Below are 16,286 nucleotides of genomic sequence, written 5' to 3'. Positions count from 1 at the left end.
GCCGCGCAGGGGCCGTCGTCCCTCCGCAATGTCGGCAACCCCGTGCGTGCAACGGCGCGAAGCGCCTGGGGACACTTCTTTCTACGCACGCAGCAAGTTCAACGCCATCTGGTGCAGTTCATGCCCAGGTTTTGCCAAGGCGTCCACCACACTGAAGTGGTTGAGCCCTGGCAATGATTGGCTGCGGGGCACAAAGTGACTGCCCCAGGCGTCCTGCATCAGATGGTTTTGCCGAATGAACTCGGCACTTTCATCGCCCCCCACCACACAAAAAAGCACGCCGCGCTGTGGCGCTGGCAGCCGCGCCGGGCTGACCTGCAGCACCTGCTGCTCTGTGATGTGCAAAACCGACTGGTACATGGGCGTGTGCATGACGGGTTCCAGGTCGTGGATACCGGATATGGACAGCGCGCTGCGCACCAGCCCGTCGGGCAGGCCGTGGCCTATCAGCGGCCACAGGCTGGTCAGCAGCATGGCCGCCAGTTGCCCACCGGCAGAGTGCCCGGCCACGGTGATGCGCCGCGCGTCGCCGCCATGGCCTGCAATGTTTTGCGCCACCCAGCCCAGGGCTTTCTCCATCTGCCGCACGATGTGGGGAATGGTGACGGGCGCGTCGGGCGTGCCGGGGCACAGCGCATAGTTCACGACCACGACACAAAACCCGGCCTGGGTGAATGATGGCGCCACAAACGAGTGGTCAGACTTGTCAAGCGACCGCCAGTACCCGCCATGAATAAACACCAGCACGGGCACGGGCGACACCTGCGCGTGCACGGGCGCAAACACGTCCAGCGTCTCGCCCGGGCCGGTGCCATAGGGTATATCCAGCACGCAAGGCAAATTGGCCCGGACCTGGGCTGAGTCTTGCGCCCAACGGTCCAGATAGTCCATGTGGTCGGGCACCAGCGCGCGGTTGTTGTACATGCGCTCCAGCCAGGCGGGGTCGTGCAGGGGCAAGGTCATGGGCAAGGTCTCCTGGGTTTTGTGATGGGCCTGTGGCGTGGCGGGGCAGCCCGGGGCTGCGGGCACTGCGCCAGGCGCCATGGGATCATCTTGGTAATCATCCAATGCTGCAAGCTCCTTGACAGACTGTCGCCCCAAAAGCGCCCATGATGATGAAAACCAGCCGCAGAACCAACCCGATCAGAGTGACGCCATGACCCACACCCCGCTTCGCATCGCCGTTCTCGGCATTGGCATGATGGGCCTGCCCATGGCGCGCCGTCTAAGCACCGCCGGCCACCAGGTGCACGCCTGGAACCGCACCCGCGCCAAAGCCGAGCCGCTGGCCGGCGATGGCGTGATGGTGCATAGCGCCCCCGCCGATGCCGTGGCACACGCCGATATCGTGATCAGCCTGCTGGAGAACGGCCCGGTGGTAGGACAGGTGCTGTTTGATCTGGGGGCAGCGCATGCCATGCGTAAAGGCGCCCTTTTTATTGACATGGCATCGATTCAGCCCAGCGAGGCCCGTGATCATGCGGCCCGCCTGGGCGAGTTGAGCCTGTCGCACCTTGATGCACCTGTCTCGGGCGGCACAGTGGGCGCAGAGGCCGGCACCCTCGCCATCATGGCGGGTGGGCGCGCCGAGGATTTTTTGCGCGCGCAACCTGTTTTTGCGGCGCTGGGCCGGGCCACCCATGTGGGCCCTCATGGCGCAGGCCAATTGGCCAAACTCGCCAACCAGATGATCGTTGGCATCACTATCGGCGCGGTGGCCGAGGCCCTGCTGTTTGCGGCCAAAGGCGGGGCAGACATGGCCAAGGTTCGCGAAGCCATCAGTGGCGGGTTTGCGGACAGCCGGATCCTGCAATTGCACGGACAGCGCATGGTGGATCGTGATTTTGCCGCCCGGGGCCGCATGGCGGTTCAGCTCAAGGACATGCGCAACGCGCTGGCAACGGCCAAGGAAACCGGCTTCGACGCCCCCATCACAGCCTTGTTCGAGGGCCTGTATGCGCAAGGCATAGAGCATGGCTTGGGCGAACTGGACCACAGCGGGTTGTTTGTGGAGCTGGCCAGTCGCAACGCCATGCAATAATTTTTTCAGCAGAGTTTTATGACAGTGAAAAATTAGTGCATAATTCGAGGCTCTGCAGCAATGCAGACAAGTCGTCAAAAGATTTGGGTTCTTAGCTCAGTTGGTAGAGCAGCGGACTCTTAATCCGTAGGTCGAGTGTTCGAGTCACTCAGGACCCACCAAAATTAAGAACGAAAAAGCACTTAGCGAAAGCCAAGTGCTTTTTTTCTTTGTGCGTCGTAGCAAGTACCGGTTTTTTCCACACAAACCGGTCGCCTGACTCGACTGAAAAGTAGCGCATCAATACGTGCAACGTTCGGCGCACCCGGAACCACCACCGAAGCATGCCAAGCGTGCGAACACCACATGCCTCCCGCATAATGCGCCAGGCTCTCGGCACCGGCAGCATCCAGGCGCACATGTCCTGCTGACAAGCCCCAACACCTCGCTCACTGTATGCACCCACAAGCCCACCTGCTCTGGAAAGCGCCCCGCTGGGCCTTGGCAGTTCTGCTGGCGGTGCTTGGCATGCTGGGCCCGTTTTCCATCGATACCTATATTCCGGCCTTCTCCGGCATAGCCGCCGCCCTGGGTGCCACGCCGGTAGAGATGCAGCAAACGCTGTCGGCCTATCTGTTCGGGTTTGCCTTCATGAGCTTGTTTCATGGCGCGCTGGCCGACAGTTTTGGCCGCCGCCCCGTCATTTTGTGGGGCATTGCGGTCTTCACCCTGGCATCAGCAGGCTGTGCCTTGTCCCAAACGATCGGCCAGTTGGTGATGTTTCGGGCATTGCAGGGCCTGTCGACCGGGGCGGGGATTGTCGTATCGCGGGCGGTCATTCGCGACATGTTTCCCCCCACCCAGGCGCAACGGGTGATGAGCCAGGTCACGATCTATTTCGGCGTCGCACCGGCCATCGCCCCGATCATTGGTGGGTGGTTGTTTGTGCATACGGGCTGGCACAGCATCTTCTGGTTTCTGACGCTGATAGGCGTCATCCTCTGGACCGCCAACTTTCGGCTGCTGCCCGAGACCTTGCACACCGAACAGCGTCAACCTTTCAGCGTCAGCCATCTGCTGAAGGGCTATATGGAGCTGGGCTCCAGCGCACGGTTCGTGTTGTTGGCACTGGCCAGCGGCGTTCCATTCAACGGGATGTTCCTGTATGTGCTGTCAGCCCCAGCTTTTCTGGGCGAGCACCTGTCACTGGCGCCGACGCAATTCTTCTGGTTCTTCGTGCTCACCATATCGGGCATCATGGGTGGGGCCTGGTGCAGCGGGCGCCTGGCCGGCCGCATCCCACCCAAGCGGCAGATCCGCCACGGCTTTCTGATCATGTTCATCGTGGCGGTTTTCAATCTTGCCGCGAACCTGCTGTTCACCGCGCACGCTTACTGGGCGCTCGCGCCTATTGCCATCTTTGCCTTTGGCTGGGCGCTGATGGTCCCCGTGGTGACCTTGCTGGTGCTGGATCTGTACCCTGAGCGGCGAGGGATGGCCTCATCCATGCAGGCGTTTGTGGGGTCCACCGCCAATGGCTTGGTGGCAGGCGTCATTGCGCCCTTGGTAATGCACTCGACCATTCTCCTGGCCCTGTCATCGCTGCTGATGATGGGGATAGGAATGCTGGCCTGGGTTTACCTGCACCATCGCTGGCCAGACATCGGAAACGAGCCTGTCGGCCACTGATGGCCAGTTCAGGCGCCGACCGGCAGCCAAGACATGGGCATCAGCGATTCGGAGACAAGAGCCCACCCCGCAAAACGGCACCAATGGAGTCTCGGCCCTATTGCCGGCGGTCCATGTCCTTTTGCTGGTAGTAGCGGTTCTTTTCGGCATACATGGCCTGGTCCGCACGATGGACCGCGCTCTCCACCACATCGCCCGACTGACAACACGCCAGGCCCATGGCCAGACTCAGGTGTTGCCCAGGATAGAACTGGTTGTTGAGATCGAGCAGAGAAAGGATGCGCTGCTGTACCGCCTGGGCACCGCGCTCATCAATGCCCGGCAACAACACCGTGAACTCATCGCCCCCAATACGGGCCGCACAGGCAGGCGCATCCACAGCCTTCGCCAGAACCTCCCCCACCCGCCGCAGCATCGAATCACCAGCCGCGTGCCCCTGCTCGTCGTTGACCGACTTCAGCCCATTGAGATCAATCGCAATGATGGACAAGGGCCAGGGCCCCTTGCGGGTGATGCGATTGAGCTCTTCAGCGTAAAAGGCCCGATTGCGAAGCTGCGTCAGTACATCGTGTTTGCCCAGATACTCAAGATAAGCCTCTGCCTTCTTGCGTGCCGTGATGTCCACCAGCGATAGCAGCACCAACCCCCAGTCGGCCAGGTGGTCGGCCAAAACGGAGAACTGCATGTGGATGTACACCGCATCCCCTGACAGCGCGTAATTGACCACTTCACGCTGCTGGAAGGTTTTCCCATCCCACAGATCCAACAACTGTTCGGCGAACGACTCGTGCATCTCGCCACGGAACACGCGCCCGATGTTGTTGAGCAGCATTTCCTTGTTGCTGGCGCCAAACATGTGCAAGGTCTGCTGGTTGACGTCAATGACCCGGATCTCTTGCATGCAACGTGTCACAAACTCTGGGTGCACCCTGATGAAGGTCTTGAAATCCACAATACCCTGGGCCCGAACCCCATCCAGCAAATTTTTGACAACGCTGAAATCCTCGACCCACAAAGACACCGGCGAGTGCTCGAACAGATCCCGTGCATAACGTTCGCTGCGCCGCAACTCGTTGCCCCCCCGCACCTGCGCGGTGACATCTTCCAGTGAAACCAGCACGCGGCTCCAGGTATCTTCGTAGCCTGGCAATATGCGCCCGTGGATCTGCACATCCAGCCGGCGTCCATCCAGCGCGTAGTTCACGGTTTGGTTCGAAAACTCGAGTTGCCCAGACCACAGCTGCACCAGCTCATCGGCAACCGCGTCGTGCATGTCATCCCTGAAGACCTTGCCCAGGTTGGCTTCGAGCTCATGCTGGCTTGCTGCAGCGAACAAATCCAGCGTACGCTGATTGACTTTCAGCACCTTGAGTGCGGCACTGCATTCGCGCAGCCGCGCCATATCTTGTGTGAGGTGATCCCGTATGTCGGCCACCCCTTCGGCGCGCCACCGATCAAACAGCTGCTTCAATGCGCTGTAGTCTTCCAGCCAGAGCGACACCGGGGCCAATTCGAACATGTTCTCAAAGTCAGCACCCGAAGATATAGAAGACGACACAGCAAATTCCTCCCAAGCCAATTATTGTCGCGGCCCCATACCCCAGCACGCTCGCAAGGCTGCGCGGCAATAAAAAAGGCTGGCACCTTCCAGTGCCAGCCCTTCAACATAAGCCTCTTGCGCAAACCTGCGCCAACAACGATCAGCGTGCTGGACGCGCAGGACGCTTGCGTGCGTCATGGGCGACGAATGGCTTGCCACCACCGCTTGCTGGCTTCGCAAAGCCCGGCTTGCGCGGTGCAAAATCACCGCGCGGTGCGCCTGCGTCAGCACGGGGAGCAAAACCTCCACGGCCTGCATCACCAAACCCGGGCTTGCGGCCAAAACCTTCGCCGTCACGGCGCGGAGCAAAGCCACGGTCATCACGGCCTGCAAAACCGCCTTGACCTTCACCGCGGGCTGGTGCACCACGGTTGTCACGACCTGCGAAGCCGCCACCAAAACCGCCACCACCACCAAAACCACCACGGTCATTACCGCGGGCTGGGCCACCAAACTTGCGTTCACGGCTGTCGCGGTCGTAACCACCGCCACCGCCGCCTGGACGACCGCGGCCTGCGTAATCACCACCACCACGCGGAGCTTGTGGAGGACGCTGCGAAGGCTCCATGCCAGGAACAACATCGGCCTTGAACTGCTGGCGGCTGTACGACTCAATGTCGTAGATCTTGCGGCGGTCGCGGAATTCGGCAAATGTAATGGCCAGGCCATCGCGTCCCGCACGGCCGGTACGGCCAATGCGGTGGGTGTAATCCTCGGCCTTCATGGGCAAACCGAAGTTGAAGACGTGGGTTACGGTGGGTACGTCAATACCGCGTGCAGCCACATCGGTGGCCACCAAGATCTGCACCTGACCAGCGCGCAGCGCCATCAGACGGCGATTGCGCAGGCCTTGGCTCAAGGCACCATGCAAAGCCACCGCCGAGAAACCTTCTTGTTGCAGGTCGTTGGCCAGGCCATCACATTCCACCTGGGTGCTGGCAAACACGATCGCCTGGTTGATGGTGGTGTCACGCAACCAATGATCCAGCAGCTTGCGCTTGTGCTGCGCGTTGTCAGCCCAGTAAAGCACCTGCTTGATGTTGGAGTGCTTTTCTTGCGGAGAATCGATGGTCACTTTTTGCACAGACGCACCGCCATCGTGCATCACGCGCATGGCCAGTTGTTGAATGCGCGGCGCAAACGTGGCGCTGAACATCATGGTCTGCTTGCGCTGGCTGGTGAGCTGATTGAGCTCGGCCAGATCGTCCGAAAAACCGAGGTCGAGCATGCGATCGGCTTCGTCGACGACCAGGAATTGCACCTTGTCGAGCTTGATTTGCATCGAGCGCTGCAGGTCAAGCAGGCGGCCGGGGGTGGCAACTACGAGGTCGGCATTTTGCAGCTTGGCAATCTGCAGCTGGTAAGGCATACCGCCCACCACATTGGCGACGCGCAGGCCACGGCAATGCTTGACGAGGTCAATGGCGTCATGCGCCACCTGCTGTGCCAGTTCACGTGTGGGGCACACGATCAGGGCGCCGGGGGTGGCAGCCTTGAAGTTGCGCGAGCTGGTGGGATCCTTGCGCTTGGCGCGCTTGGGTGCGGGTTCGCCGCGTGCTGCGGCTTCGGCCACAGCACGATCAAAAGCGGCACGCTCTTCGGCCTCGGCAGCAGCTTGCTGCTGGAGCAAGGTGTGCAGCACGGGCAGCAAGAACGCAGCGGTTTTGCCACTGCCGGTTTGGCTGGAAACCATCAGGTCAATGAACTTGGTGGAATCATTGCCGCTGCCCATGGCCAAGGGGATGGTCTTGAGCTGAACAGAGGTGGGCTGGGTGTAGCCCAGGTCGGCAACAGCCTGCACCAACTCAGGCGCCAGGCCCAACTCGACGAAGCCATTGGGTTCTGCGGTCACAGCCACCTCGGCCTCAGCGGCGGAAACAGCCACTGCGTCCAAAGGGGAAGACTGCACGGAATTGTCGGCAGCAAAGGAAGTATCTGCAGGCGCGAATTCGCCCTGCACCAAAAAGGTGTCGGTCATGATTTTTCTCTCACGAAGACGATCACAGGCGCTGCCTGTGACTGGCTTCGTCAATGGTTAAAAAACATCAACCATCAAACGAAACCTGCGCTGGCTCTAAACAGGTAGGCCTTGGCGGGTGGGCATTGTTCGCGAGTCCAGAACTGTCGTAAACAGTTGGCTTGCAAGCCCGGTGTGTGAGGGGAGATGCACAAACTGCGAGGAATCGTTTCCTGCGCAGCCCGCAATTATTGCACACATAGGGTTTCCCCGCAAGCCCTGATAGGTAAGGCCCACGACGCCGTATGCATGAGACCCGCCCCAGCCGCCCACACACGGAGCAGCCCGGCCTGTCAGACCGACAGAAGATGGGTGCGGTAGTGCGCCAACTCGTCGATGGACTCGTGCACATCGGCGAGCGCCGTGTGTTTCTGGGCTTTCTTGAAGCTCGTGTAAGCCGCAGGTTTCCAGCGCTTGGCCAACTCCTTGAGGGTGCTCACGTCGACATTGCGATAGTGAAAGAACCGCTCCAGCTTGGGCATGTACCGCACCAGAAACCGCCGGTCCTGTCCGATGCTGTTGCCACACATGGGCACAACCCCCTTTGGCACATAGCGGCTGAGGAACTCAATGATCTGCCGCTCGGCGTCTTCTTCGGTCACCGTAGAAGTTTTTACTTTTTCGATCAATCCGCTGCGCCCGTGGGTCCCCTTGTTCCAGGCATCCATCTTGTTCAACAGTTCATCGGACTGGTGAATGACAAACACCGGGCCTTCGATGCGCGGCTCCAGGTTGGGGCCGGTAACGACCACGGCAATCTCGAGCAAGCGCTCTGCCTCGGGGTCCAGGCCGGTCATTTCACAATCGAGCCAGACAAGGTTTTGGTCGGATTTGGCAAGCGAGGCAGGTGCGGGGTTCAAGGCTTCAGACATGGCACGCATTGTCGCCCATGAGCAGGGCCTTCCCCGCCAGCGTTCAGGGTTGCGACAATAGGAAGAACACGCCCTACACTCCCCGCACATGCTGCCACCCTTCGACGACCTTTCTCCTTCCACGGTGCTCACGCTGGCCTTTGCCGTGGCGCTGCTCACAGGCCTGGCCATCAAATTCTGGCTCGCCACACGCCAGATCCGGTATGTGGCCCGGCACCGGGATGCAGTGCCAGCGCCCTTTGCAGAGCGCATCACCTTGGCCGCCCACCAAAAGGCAGCGGACTACACCATCACCAAGGCACGCCTGGGGATGCTGGAGATGGCGCTGGGTTGTGTGGTTCTGCTGGGCTGGACATTGCTCGGCGGCCTGGACATGCTGAACCAGGCACTGCTGGGCGGGTTCGGCGGGGGGGGCATGTGGCAGCAGTTGGCACTGCTGGCAGGCTTTGCCGCCATCAGCGGCCTCATTGACTTGCCCCTATCGCTTTACCAGACCTTTGTGGTCGAACAGCGTTTTGGCTTTAACAAGATGACGCTGCGCCTTTGGCTGGTGGATGCGCTCAAGGGTCTGCTGGTAGGGACGATGATCGGTCTGCCCGTCGCCGCACTGATCCTGTGGCTGATGGGCGCGGCCGGACCTCTGTGGTGGCTGTGGACCTGGTGCTTCTGGATGGGGTTCAACCTGCTGCTGATGGTGGTTTACCCCACCTTCATTGCCCCTCTGTTCAACAAGTTCCAGCCCCTGGAAGATGAGTCGCTGAAAGCCCGGGTCACCGCACTGATGCAGCGCTGCGGCTTTGCGGCCAAGGGATTGTTCGTGATGGATGGCAGCCGTCGCAGCGCGCATGCCAACGCCTATTTCACCGGTTTTGGTGCCGCCAAACGTGTGGTTTTTTACGACACCTTGTTGCGCCAGCTGGCAACCGGGGAAGTGGAGGCCGTGCTGGCGCATGAGCTCGGCCACTTCAAACACCGCCATATCCTCCAGCGCATCGTGATCATGTTCGCCATGAGCCTGCTGGGGTTCGCGCTGCTGGGTTGGGTGTCTACACAAGTGTGGTTCTACACGGGCCTGGGTGTACGGCCCAACATCTCGTTGGACCCCGCCATGGCGGCCGCCCCGAACGACGCGCTGGCGCTGCTGCTGTTCATGCTGGTGGTGCCCGTGATCACGTTTTTCATCTCGCCCCTGTTCTCACTTCAGTCGCGCCGCCACGAGTTTCAGGCGGATGCGTATGCCACGTCCCAGGCCAGCGGGGCGGACTTGTCGTCAGCACTGCTCAAGCTTTATGAGGACAATGCATCGACCCTCACGCCCGATCCCGTGTACGTGAAGTTCTACTACTCGCATCCGCCCGCAACCGAACGGTTGGCGCGCATGCTTTCATCTGCTACCCCATGACCACCATGTTGAAGAAAAAAGACTGGTCAGCGCTTATACGACGTGCGCTGACAGCTACTGAAATCGTAGCGAATCTGGCCAAACTGGAAGGCTGGAGCCTGAGTAGCGATGGCGCCAACCTGTCCATCGAAAAGACCTACCACTTCGCCAACTACTACGAAACGATTTCGTTCGTGAATGCCGTGGCGTTTGTTGCCAACGCACAGGACCACCACCCCGATCTGTCGGTGCATTACAACCGTTGTGTGGTTCGGCTGAACACCCACGACGTGAACGGCATCTCTGCCACGGATTTCGACTGCGCCACCCAGTTCGACGCCCTGGTGGCCTAACCGCATGACGAATCACGCACACCATGGCTGAACGCAGCGCCCTCATGAAAGGCACCGTGGTGGCCAGCCACGGGCGCCACTGCATGGTAGAGACCGCCGATGGCGAACGTCGCATCTGCCACCCCCGCGGCAAAAAAAGCCAGTCGGTGGTGGGCGACCATGTCCTGTGGCAGGCGCCCCCACCCGGCCAGGGTGATGAAGGCACGATCGAAAAGGTGCTGGAGCGGCGCAACCTGTTCTATCGCCAGGACGAGATCCGCACCAAATCATTCGCCGCCAATCTGGACCAGGTACTCATCCTGATCGCGGCCGAGCCCGTGTTTTCCGAAAGCCAGCTCTCACGGGCTCTGATTGCCGCTGAGGCGGCGGGCATCCAGCCCATCATTGCGCTCAACAAGAGTGATCTGGTCGAGCCGTTTGCCCGGGCATGGGAGCGTCTGCTACCTTACCGCCACATGGGTGCCGGCAAACACTACGGCGTGCTGCCGCTGTCGCTGGCGCTCTCCAGTGACGTGGATCGTGCCCTGCTGATGAAACACCTTGCGGGCAAGACTACCCTGGTGCTGGGCCCCTCCGGCTCAGGCAAGAGCACATTGATCAATCTGTTGGTGCCCGGTGCGACGGTGCTGACCGGTGAAATATCCCAGGCACTGAACTCGGGCAAACACACCACCACCAGCACCCATTGGTACTGGATGGATGCCGCACGCACCACCGCACTGATCGACTCGCCAGGCTTTCAAGAATTTGGCCTGTACCACATCGCCCCCATGCAGCTGGCCGCCTGCATGCCCGACATTGCGGAACACGCGACCGATTGCAAGTTCTACAACTGCACGCACCTTCACGAACCCGGCTGTGGCGTGCTGGATGCCGTCAAAAAGGGGCCTGACGCAGGTGGGATAAGCGCAACACGCTACAAAATATATAGCGATTTATTCGAAGAGCTCCGCCATACACGCTATTGAGCACAGGCGCCAAAAAGCAAGAGAAACAAAGAGCGAACAAGCCATTGCGCAGCGGACGCTCGCAGGGCTGCGACGCACGATGCACTGAGCGTTTCGAGCAATGGGAAATGCCGGCGGTTGTCCGTAGCGCTGCGCGCGGCAGGTGGCGGTGCGATTCAGCCCAGCAGGCGGGCCAGGGTCAGCAGTGCCAGCAGCAGCATCCAGACCACCACAGAGCGCCACACCAGCCCCACCACACTGCGCAGGTGACCGACCTCGGGCTCCCGGCCGGGGGTGGCATCGCTGTCACCCATATCGGCATCGATCTCAAGGCCCTGAGGCGCGCTCACGCTGGTGCGCGCTTTCAAGGCCTCGCCCCCCAGGCGCACGTTGATGGCCCCGGCCGTCGCGGCCAGCACCACCCCATCATTGTCGTTGGGGAAACGCTGCGCATGAAAACGCCAGCCCTCAATGGCCTCTTCAAAACTGCCCACCACGGCAAAACTCAAGGCCGTCAGCCGCGCAGGTAACCAGTCGATCCCTGTCCACGCCAATGCCGACGCACGCTGCAGCGACGGGCTCGCGGCCGGGGCTCCGACGCGCTCCTTGGGGTGCCAGTACCGCGAGACAAACTCAGCCAGCCGATACAACACCGCACCGGTGGGGCCAAGGCCCAGAGCCGCCAGCACCGAAAACCAGGCCAACACGCCAAACACGTGCCGATGCGCCGCCAACACGGAATACTCGATCACATGGCGCACGATTTCGCTGCGGGGCAAGGCCACCACATCCACCTGTTGCCAATGCGCAAGCCGCTCGCGCGCCGCGTTTTCGTCACCTTCTTCCAGTGCATCGCGAATACCGGTGAAATGGTGGCTGAACTGCCTGAAACCCAGCGTGACATACAGCACGGCCACGCTCCATACCACGGCAAACGGCCAGCCCAACCCCCACAGAAGCAGCCAGTGGATCGCCAGCGTGACCAGCGAGGGCAACAGCACCGCCAGAGACCATGCCACCCAGCCATGGTGGGATTTTCCTGCATCGAAATTGCGACTCACAGACAAAGCCCACGCCCGCAAACCCGCGTGGATCGGGTTGCTGCGTGCCAGAGGGCGCGCCTGCTCTATCAGCAAAGCGAACAGGATGGCGAAGAAGCTCATGGAGCGCAATGATACTGGCGGTTAACGCCCCCGCGTGCCGGATCTGCGGTCGTCAGGCCTGCATGAAACGATAGAAGTTGCGCAGCATGCCAGCCGTAGCCCCCCAGATGAAATGGTTCTTGGGGCCGTCCTGGTATGGCATCGAAAACCATTCGCGGTGCACGCCGTCCCGATCGAAGACGTGGCGCCGGTGGTTGGCAGGGTCGAGCAAAAATGCCAGAGGCACTTCGAAGATGTCCGCCACTTCATAGGGGTTGGGTGCGAGCACGCAGTCCGGCCTCACCAGCGCCACCACCGGTGTGATGATGAACGATGACCCCGTCACATAGGTAGCCAAGCTGCCCAGCACCTCCACGAACTCCGGCGCAAGCCCCACTTCCTCTTGAGCTTCTCGCAAGGCGGTGTCGGCAGGGGTGGCGTCTTCCGGATCAGCCCGGCCGCCCGGAAACGCCACCTGCCCCGAATGGGTGGACAGGTGCGCCGTGCGCTCCGTGAGCAACACCATAGGCTGCTCCCGCATGACGACGGCCAGCAACACAGAGGCATGCGCCGGCTCACGGTTCATAAATTTCTTTTCCAGCACCACCTCGGGCTCCCAACGGGGCGGTTGGGCGAAGCGAGCACGCAGCGACTGGGGCGTCTGCCGATCACCCGATACGGCAGGCAAATGAGCGTCCACGCCCACCACGGGCACAAGACGGGGGTCAAAATCAGGCAGGCTCGACAGGGGAGCAATGACAGACGAGACAGAGGAGGTGGAAGGACGGTTCACGTAACGCAACCTCAGAGCGCTTTAAAGGGCCAGAAAAACAAAAAGCCGCTACAGGCGAACGCTGTAGCGGCTTTCAAGGATGAATCCCTCGCCTTATGCGGCGGTGGCGGCAACCTTGACGCGCGAAGGCAGCTTTTCCTTGATACGTGCCGACTTGCCGCTGCGCTCGCGCAGGTAGTACAGCTTGGCACGGCGCACGTCACCACGGCGCTTGACTTCGATCTTGGCGATCAGTGGGCTGTAGGTCTGAAACGTACGTTCCACGCCTTCGCCACTGGAGATCTTGCGCACGGTGAAGCCGCTGTTCAGGCCGCGATTGCGCTTGGCAATCACCACACCTTCGTAGGCCTGCACGCGCTTGCGGGTACCTTCCACCACATTCACGCTCACGATGACAGTGTCACCAGGGGCGAATTCGGGGATGGTCTTGTTCAAGCGGGCAATTTCTTCCGCTTCCAGGGTCTGGATCAGGTTCATTTTTCACATCCAACGATCATGTCCGCGCCAAAAGTGGCAGCGTCGGGATTGACGTCTCAATGTTTTGCGGGAGAAATCCCAGTCAAAACGGCCGGCCAGAGGATCGAAAAGCCTTTGATTATAGCAATTCAGCCAATCTTCACCAATACCGCTTCGTCTGCGGGCGTCAGGCGCCCGGCCTTGCGTGCCGCGTCAATCAGATCAGGCCTGTGCCGGGCCGTGATGGCCAGACGCTGATCACGCCGCCAGCGCTCAATCTGCGTATGGTGGCCCGACATCAGCGCGGCAGGCACGTGTTGTTGCGCCCACACCTCCGGCCTTGTGTAGTGCGGGCAGTCGAGCAAGCCGTCCAGTGCGGGGTTGAAACTGTCGAGCTGATGGCTGCCCTCGTCGTTCAGCACGCCCGGCTGCAGGCGGGCCACGGCATCGAGCAACGCCATGGCGGCGATTTCGCCTCCTGAGAGCACAAAATCACCCAGACTCACCTGCCGATCGACATATGCGTCGATAAAACGCTGGTCAATGCCTTCGTAGCGCCCGCAAAGCAGCACAGCGCCAGCGCTCGCCGACCAGCGTTCGACGCCAGCGTGGTTCAGTGCTTCGCCAATGGGTGAAAAAAGAACCAAGGGGGCCTTTTCACCGTCGGGCTCATTGCGTTCGGTGCGGATGGCGGCAAGGCAACGCAGCAGTGGTTCCGCCATCATCACCATGCCGGGGCCACCTCCGAAGGGGCGGTCATCGACACGGCGGTAGTTGCCCTCGGCATGGTCACGCGGATTCCAAAGGCGCACATCGACCTGGCCACCCGCGTAGGCACGGCGGGTCACACCACTCGCTAGAAACGGCGCAAACAGTTCGGGAAACAGGGTGATGATGTCAAAGCGCATGGTGCGCGGCTGCATTGAAGCAATGCCCCCTCAATACATCAATAGTCAGGCTGCCAGTCGACCGTAATGCGTTTGCCGGGCAGGTCGACCTTATCGACAAAAGCCGACACAAAAGGAATCATGCGCTCTTGCGCCTTGCCGTCTTGCTCATAGGCCAACACAAGCACCGTCTGCGGGCCTGTGGACATCAAATCCTGCACCAGCCCCAGCGCCACACCTTCGCGGTTGACGACCTCCAGGCCGATCAGATCGACCCAGTAATACTCGTCGTCGCCGGTGGTGGACGGGAAACTCGACCGCGGCACAAAAATGCGGGCGCCGCGCAGCGCCTCGGCCGCATCGCGGTCATCGATGCCTTGCGCCCAGGCCACCACGGTGTCGGAATGTTCCTTGGCCTGCCGAATAGGCAAGAGCACTGTTCCGGCAAACGTTTTGGCGCCACGTTCGGACGGCTGCAGATACCACTGCTTCGCCGAAAACAGCGCCGCAGGGTTGCTGCTGTGGGACAACACCTTGAACCAGCCCTTGATACCCCAGGCGTCAGCAATACGCCCCACCTCGACGGCATCGGCTGGCAGTTGTGTGGGCTCTAGGGACAGGGTAGTGACCATGGTGTGAATCCAGAATAGGAAAAGGGCGGGTTTCGTGCGGCAAGCCGACGAAACCCGCCCTTTTCAGGGAGCTTTAAGCAGCCTTCTTGGCAGCTTGCTTGATCAGGCGGTCCACGGTAGGCGAAGTTTGTGCGCCCACACCCACCCAGTAAGCCAGACGGTCTTGCACGATGCGCAGGCCCTCTTCGGTTTCCTTGGCAGTGGGGTTGTAGAAGCCAATACGCTCGATAAAGCGGCCATCACGGCGCACGCGCTTGTCAGCAACAACGATATTGAAGAAAGGACGGCCCTTGGAGCCGCCGCGAGAGAGTCGAATGACGACCATGATTTATCCTTCGGGTGGTGAACTCCGGCAACATTTGCCTTGAGCCACAGTGTTCGCAACCATATTCGCAACGCTTGAGACACGCGACATGGCCACCCGGCCAGCGACACGCTGCAAAGCCCGCGAGTATATCTCTTTCTTCAAAATGCCCACCATCCGCCCCAGCATCGACAGCGATATCCCAGCCATCACGGCCATTTACCAACACCATGTGCTGCACGGCACCGGCACTTTCGAAATCGATCCCCCGTCCGAAACCGACATGGCGGGCCGCCGCGCCGACGTGCTGGCCCGTGGTTTGCCATGGCTTGTGGCCGAAAAAGACGGCCAGGTGCTCGGTTTTGCCTATGCCAACTGGTTCAAACCACGTCCGGCCTACCGCTTCTCTGCGGAAGACTCGATTTATGTCGCGGACCAGGCCCGAGGGATGGGCCTAGGCCGCAAGCTGCTGGCCGAACTGGCGGTTCAGGCGCAGGCGGCCGGTGTCCGCAAGCTGCTGGCGGTCATTGGCGACTCGGCCAATGCCGGCTCGATCGGAGTGCACCGGGCGCTGGGCTTTACCGACGTCGGCATCATGCGATCCGTGGGCTGGAAATTTGGCGCCTGGCGCGACATCGTGCTCATGGAAAAGACCATCGGCGCTGGCGACACCACATCACCCGAATAAGGCGGCGCGGAACCCGCGCTCGCCATAATCGGGGCATGAAAAACAAAACTGTCGCGGCATGGCTCACTTTTTTTGGCGGGCCGCTGGGCCTGCATCGCTTTTATCTGCACGGCTTCGGCGACATGCTGGGCTGGTTGTTGCCTATCCCAACCGCGCTGGGAATCTATGGCATCCAGCGGGTGCAGGAACTCGGACAGGATGATCATTACAGCTGGGTGCTGATACCCCTGCTGGGATTCACGATCGCGGCGTGCGCGCTGCGCGCCATCCTTTACGCGCTGATGACGCCAGAGGTATGGAATGCGCGCTTCAACCCCACCGCCGCACCAGATGCCCAACCGGGCAGGACGCAATGGATCACCATCGGGGCCATTGTGGTGTCTCTCATGGTCGGCACGGCCGTGCTGATGGCAAGCCTGGCGTTCAGCTTTCAGCGCTACTTTGAATACCAGATCGAAGAAGCACGCAAGATCTCGCAGTAAGCACCCCATGTATCGAGTGCCAT

Annotated in this window: 17 protein-coding genes and 1 tRNA gene; 8 read left to right on the top strand and 10 right to left on the bottom strand. The window is 60.9% G+C overall.

Translation table 11 applies throughout. From position 1 onward, the window contains the following. Window positions 1-81: 81 nt before the first annotated feature. On the bottom strand, window positions 82-963 hold the full coding sequence (locus KI609_RS06465; RefSeq protein ID WP_226448296.1) for an alpha/beta hydrolase: 882 nt from the start codon (window positions 961-963) through the stop codon (window positions 82-84). 118 nt (window positions 964-1,081) lie between these two features. Here KI609_RS06465 and KI609_RS06460 point away from each other — a divergent pair, with 118 nt between their 5' ends. The 3 genes from KI609_RS06460 (at window position 1,082) to KI609_RS06450 (ending at window position 3,709) form a co-directional block, all read left to right on the top strand. Continuing rightward, entirely contained in the window at window positions 1,082-2,041 is a 960-nt protein-coding gene (locus KI609_RS06460; protein WP_413463376.1) for an NAD(P)-dependent oxidoreductase, read from the top strand. Between the two features lie 85 nt (window positions 2,042-2,126). Further along, a tRNA-Lys gene (locus tag KI609_RS06455) sits at window positions 2,127-2,202 on the top strand. Window positions 2,203-2,476: 274 nt separating this feature from the next. Further along, a complete protein-coding gene (locus KI609_RS06450; RefSeq protein ID WP_226448292.1) occupies window positions 2,477-3,709 on the top strand; it encodes a multidrug effflux MFS transporter in 1,233 nt (410 codons plus the stop codon). A 97-nt stretch (window positions 3,710-3,806) separates the two neighbouring features. Here KI609_RS06450 and KI609_RS06445 read toward each other — a convergent pair whose 3' ends face one another. The 3 genes from KI609_RS06445 to orn all read right to left on the bottom strand — a co-directional run bounded on the left by KI609_RS06445 (window position 3,807) and on the right by orn (window position 8,198). Then, window positions 3,807-5,267 (bottom strand): GGDEF domain-containing protein, encoded by a 1,461-nt coding sequence (locus KI609_RS06445; RefSeq protein ID WP_226448290.1) that lies wholly within the window; start codon window positions 5,265-5,267, stop codon window positions 3,807-3,809. Window positions 5,268-5,409: 142 nt separating this feature from the next. Further along, window positions 5,410-7,287 carry a DEAD/DEAH box helicase gene (locus tag KI609_RS06440; protein ID WP_226448288.1) on the bottom strand — a complete coding sequence of 626 codons (1,878 nt, stop codon included), beginning with the start codon at window positions 7,285-7,287 and terminating at the stop codon, window positions 5,410-5,412. Between the two features lie 332 nt (window positions 7,288-7,619). Then, a complete protein-coding gene (gene orn, locus KI609_RS06435; protein ID WP_226448286.1) occupies window positions 7,620-8,198 on the bottom strand; it encodes an oligoribonuclease in 579 nt (192 codons plus the stop codon). Between the two features lie 88 nt (window positions 8,199-8,286). On the opposite strand from orn, the gene KI609_RS06430 reads away from it, so the two are divergent. The 3 genes from KI609_RS06430 to rsgA are packed head-to-tail and all read left to right on the top strand — an operon-like array spanning window position 8,287 to window position 10,900. Beyond that, complete coding sequence (locus KI609_RS06430; protein ID WP_226448284.1) at window positions 8,287-9,600, top strand: M48 family metallopeptidase; 1,314 nt, start codon at window positions 8,287-8,289, stop codon at window positions 9,598-9,600. Next, entirely contained in the window at window positions 9,597-9,932 is a 336-nt protein-coding gene (locus KI609_RS06425; RefSeq protein ID WP_226448282.1) for a 4a-hydroxytetrahydrobiopterin dehydratase, read from the top strand. The genes KI609_RS06430 and KI609_RS06425 overlap by 4 nt, the downstream gene beginning before the upstream one ends. Before the next feature lie 23 nt (window positions 9,933-9,955). Next, window positions 9,956-10,900, top strand: a complete 945-nt coding sequence (gene rsgA, locus KI609_RS06420) for a ribosome small subunit-dependent GTPase A (protein ID WP_226448279.1) — start codon at window positions 9,956-9,958, stop codon at window positions 10,898-10,900. A 155-nt stretch (window positions 10,901-11,055) separates the two neighbouring features. Here the strand turns inward: rsgA and KI609_RS06415 are convergent, their stop codons facing one another. From KI609_RS06415 to rpsP, 6 genes are all read right to left on the bottom strand, one after another. Then, window positions 11,056-12,042 (bottom strand): CobD/CbiB family protein, encoded by a 987-nt coding sequence (locus tag KI609_RS06415; RefSeq protein WP_226448277.1) that lies wholly within the window; start codon window positions 12,040-12,042, stop codon window positions 11,056-11,058. A 52-nt stretch (window positions 12,043-12,094) separates the two neighbouring features. Continuing rightward, window positions 12,095-12,814 carry a CoA pyrophosphatase gene (locus tag KI609_RS06410; RefSeq protein ID WP_226448275.1) on the bottom strand — a complete coding sequence of 240 codons (720 nt, stop codon included), beginning with the start codon at window positions 12,812-12,814 and terminating at the stop codon, window positions 12,095-12,097. A gap of 93 nt (window positions 12,815-12,907) precedes the next feature. Next, window positions 12,908-13,291: a 50S ribosomal protein L19 gene (rplS, locus tag KI609_RS06405; RefSeq protein ID WP_226448273.1), complete on the bottom strand. Its 384-nt coding sequence runs from the start codon at window positions 13,289-13,291 to the stop codon at window positions 12,908-12,910. 128 nt (window positions 13,292-13,419) lie between these two features. After that, entirely contained in the window at window positions 13,420-14,178 is a 759-nt protein-coding gene (trmD, locus tag KI609_RS06400; RefSeq protein WP_226448271.1) for a tRNA (guanosine(37)-N1)-methyltransferase TrmD, read from the bottom strand. A 38-nt stretch (window positions 14,179-14,216) separates the two neighbouring features. Then, window positions 14,217-14,789, bottom strand: a complete 573-nt coding sequence (gene rimM / locus KI609_RS06395; RefSeq protein ID WP_226448269.1) for a ribosome maturation factor RimM — start codon at window positions 14,787-14,789, stop codon at window positions 14,217-14,219. A 73-nt stretch (window positions 14,790-14,862) separates the two neighbouring features. Continuing rightward, on the bottom strand, window positions 14,863-15,114 hold the full coding sequence (gene rpsP / locus KI609_RS06390; protein WP_226448267.1) for a 30S ribosomal protein S16: 252 nt from the start codon (window positions 15,112-15,114) through the stop codon (window positions 14,863-14,865). A 145-nt stretch (window positions 15,115-15,259) separates the two neighbouring features. Here rpsP and KI609_RS06385 point away from each other — a divergent pair, with 145 nt between their 5' ends. Both KI609_RS06385 and KI609_RS06380 read left to right on the top strand, forming a co-directional pair. Continuing rightward, on the top strand, window positions 15,260-15,781 hold the full coding sequence (locus KI609_RS06385) for a GNAT family N-acetyltransferase (protein WP_226448265.1): 522 nt from the start codon (window positions 15,260-15,262) through the stop codon (window positions 15,779-15,781). Between the two features lie 35 nt (window positions 15,782-15,816). Next, window positions 15,817-16,263: a TM2 domain-containing protein gene (locus KI609_RS06380; protein WP_226448262.1), complete on the top strand. Its 447-nt coding sequence runs from the start codon at window positions 15,817-15,819 to the stop codon at window positions 16,261-16,263. The last annotated feature ends 23 nt before the right edge of the window (window positions 16,264-16,286 follow it).

Origin of the sequence: Acidovorax radicis (assembly GCF_020510705.1) — a bacterium.
Classification (GTDB): Bacteria; Pseudomonadota; Gammaproteobacteria; order Burkholderiales; family Burkholderiaceae_C; genus Acidovorax; species Acidovorax radicis_A.
This window is presented reverse-complemented; position numbering and strand designations above follow the sequence as displayed.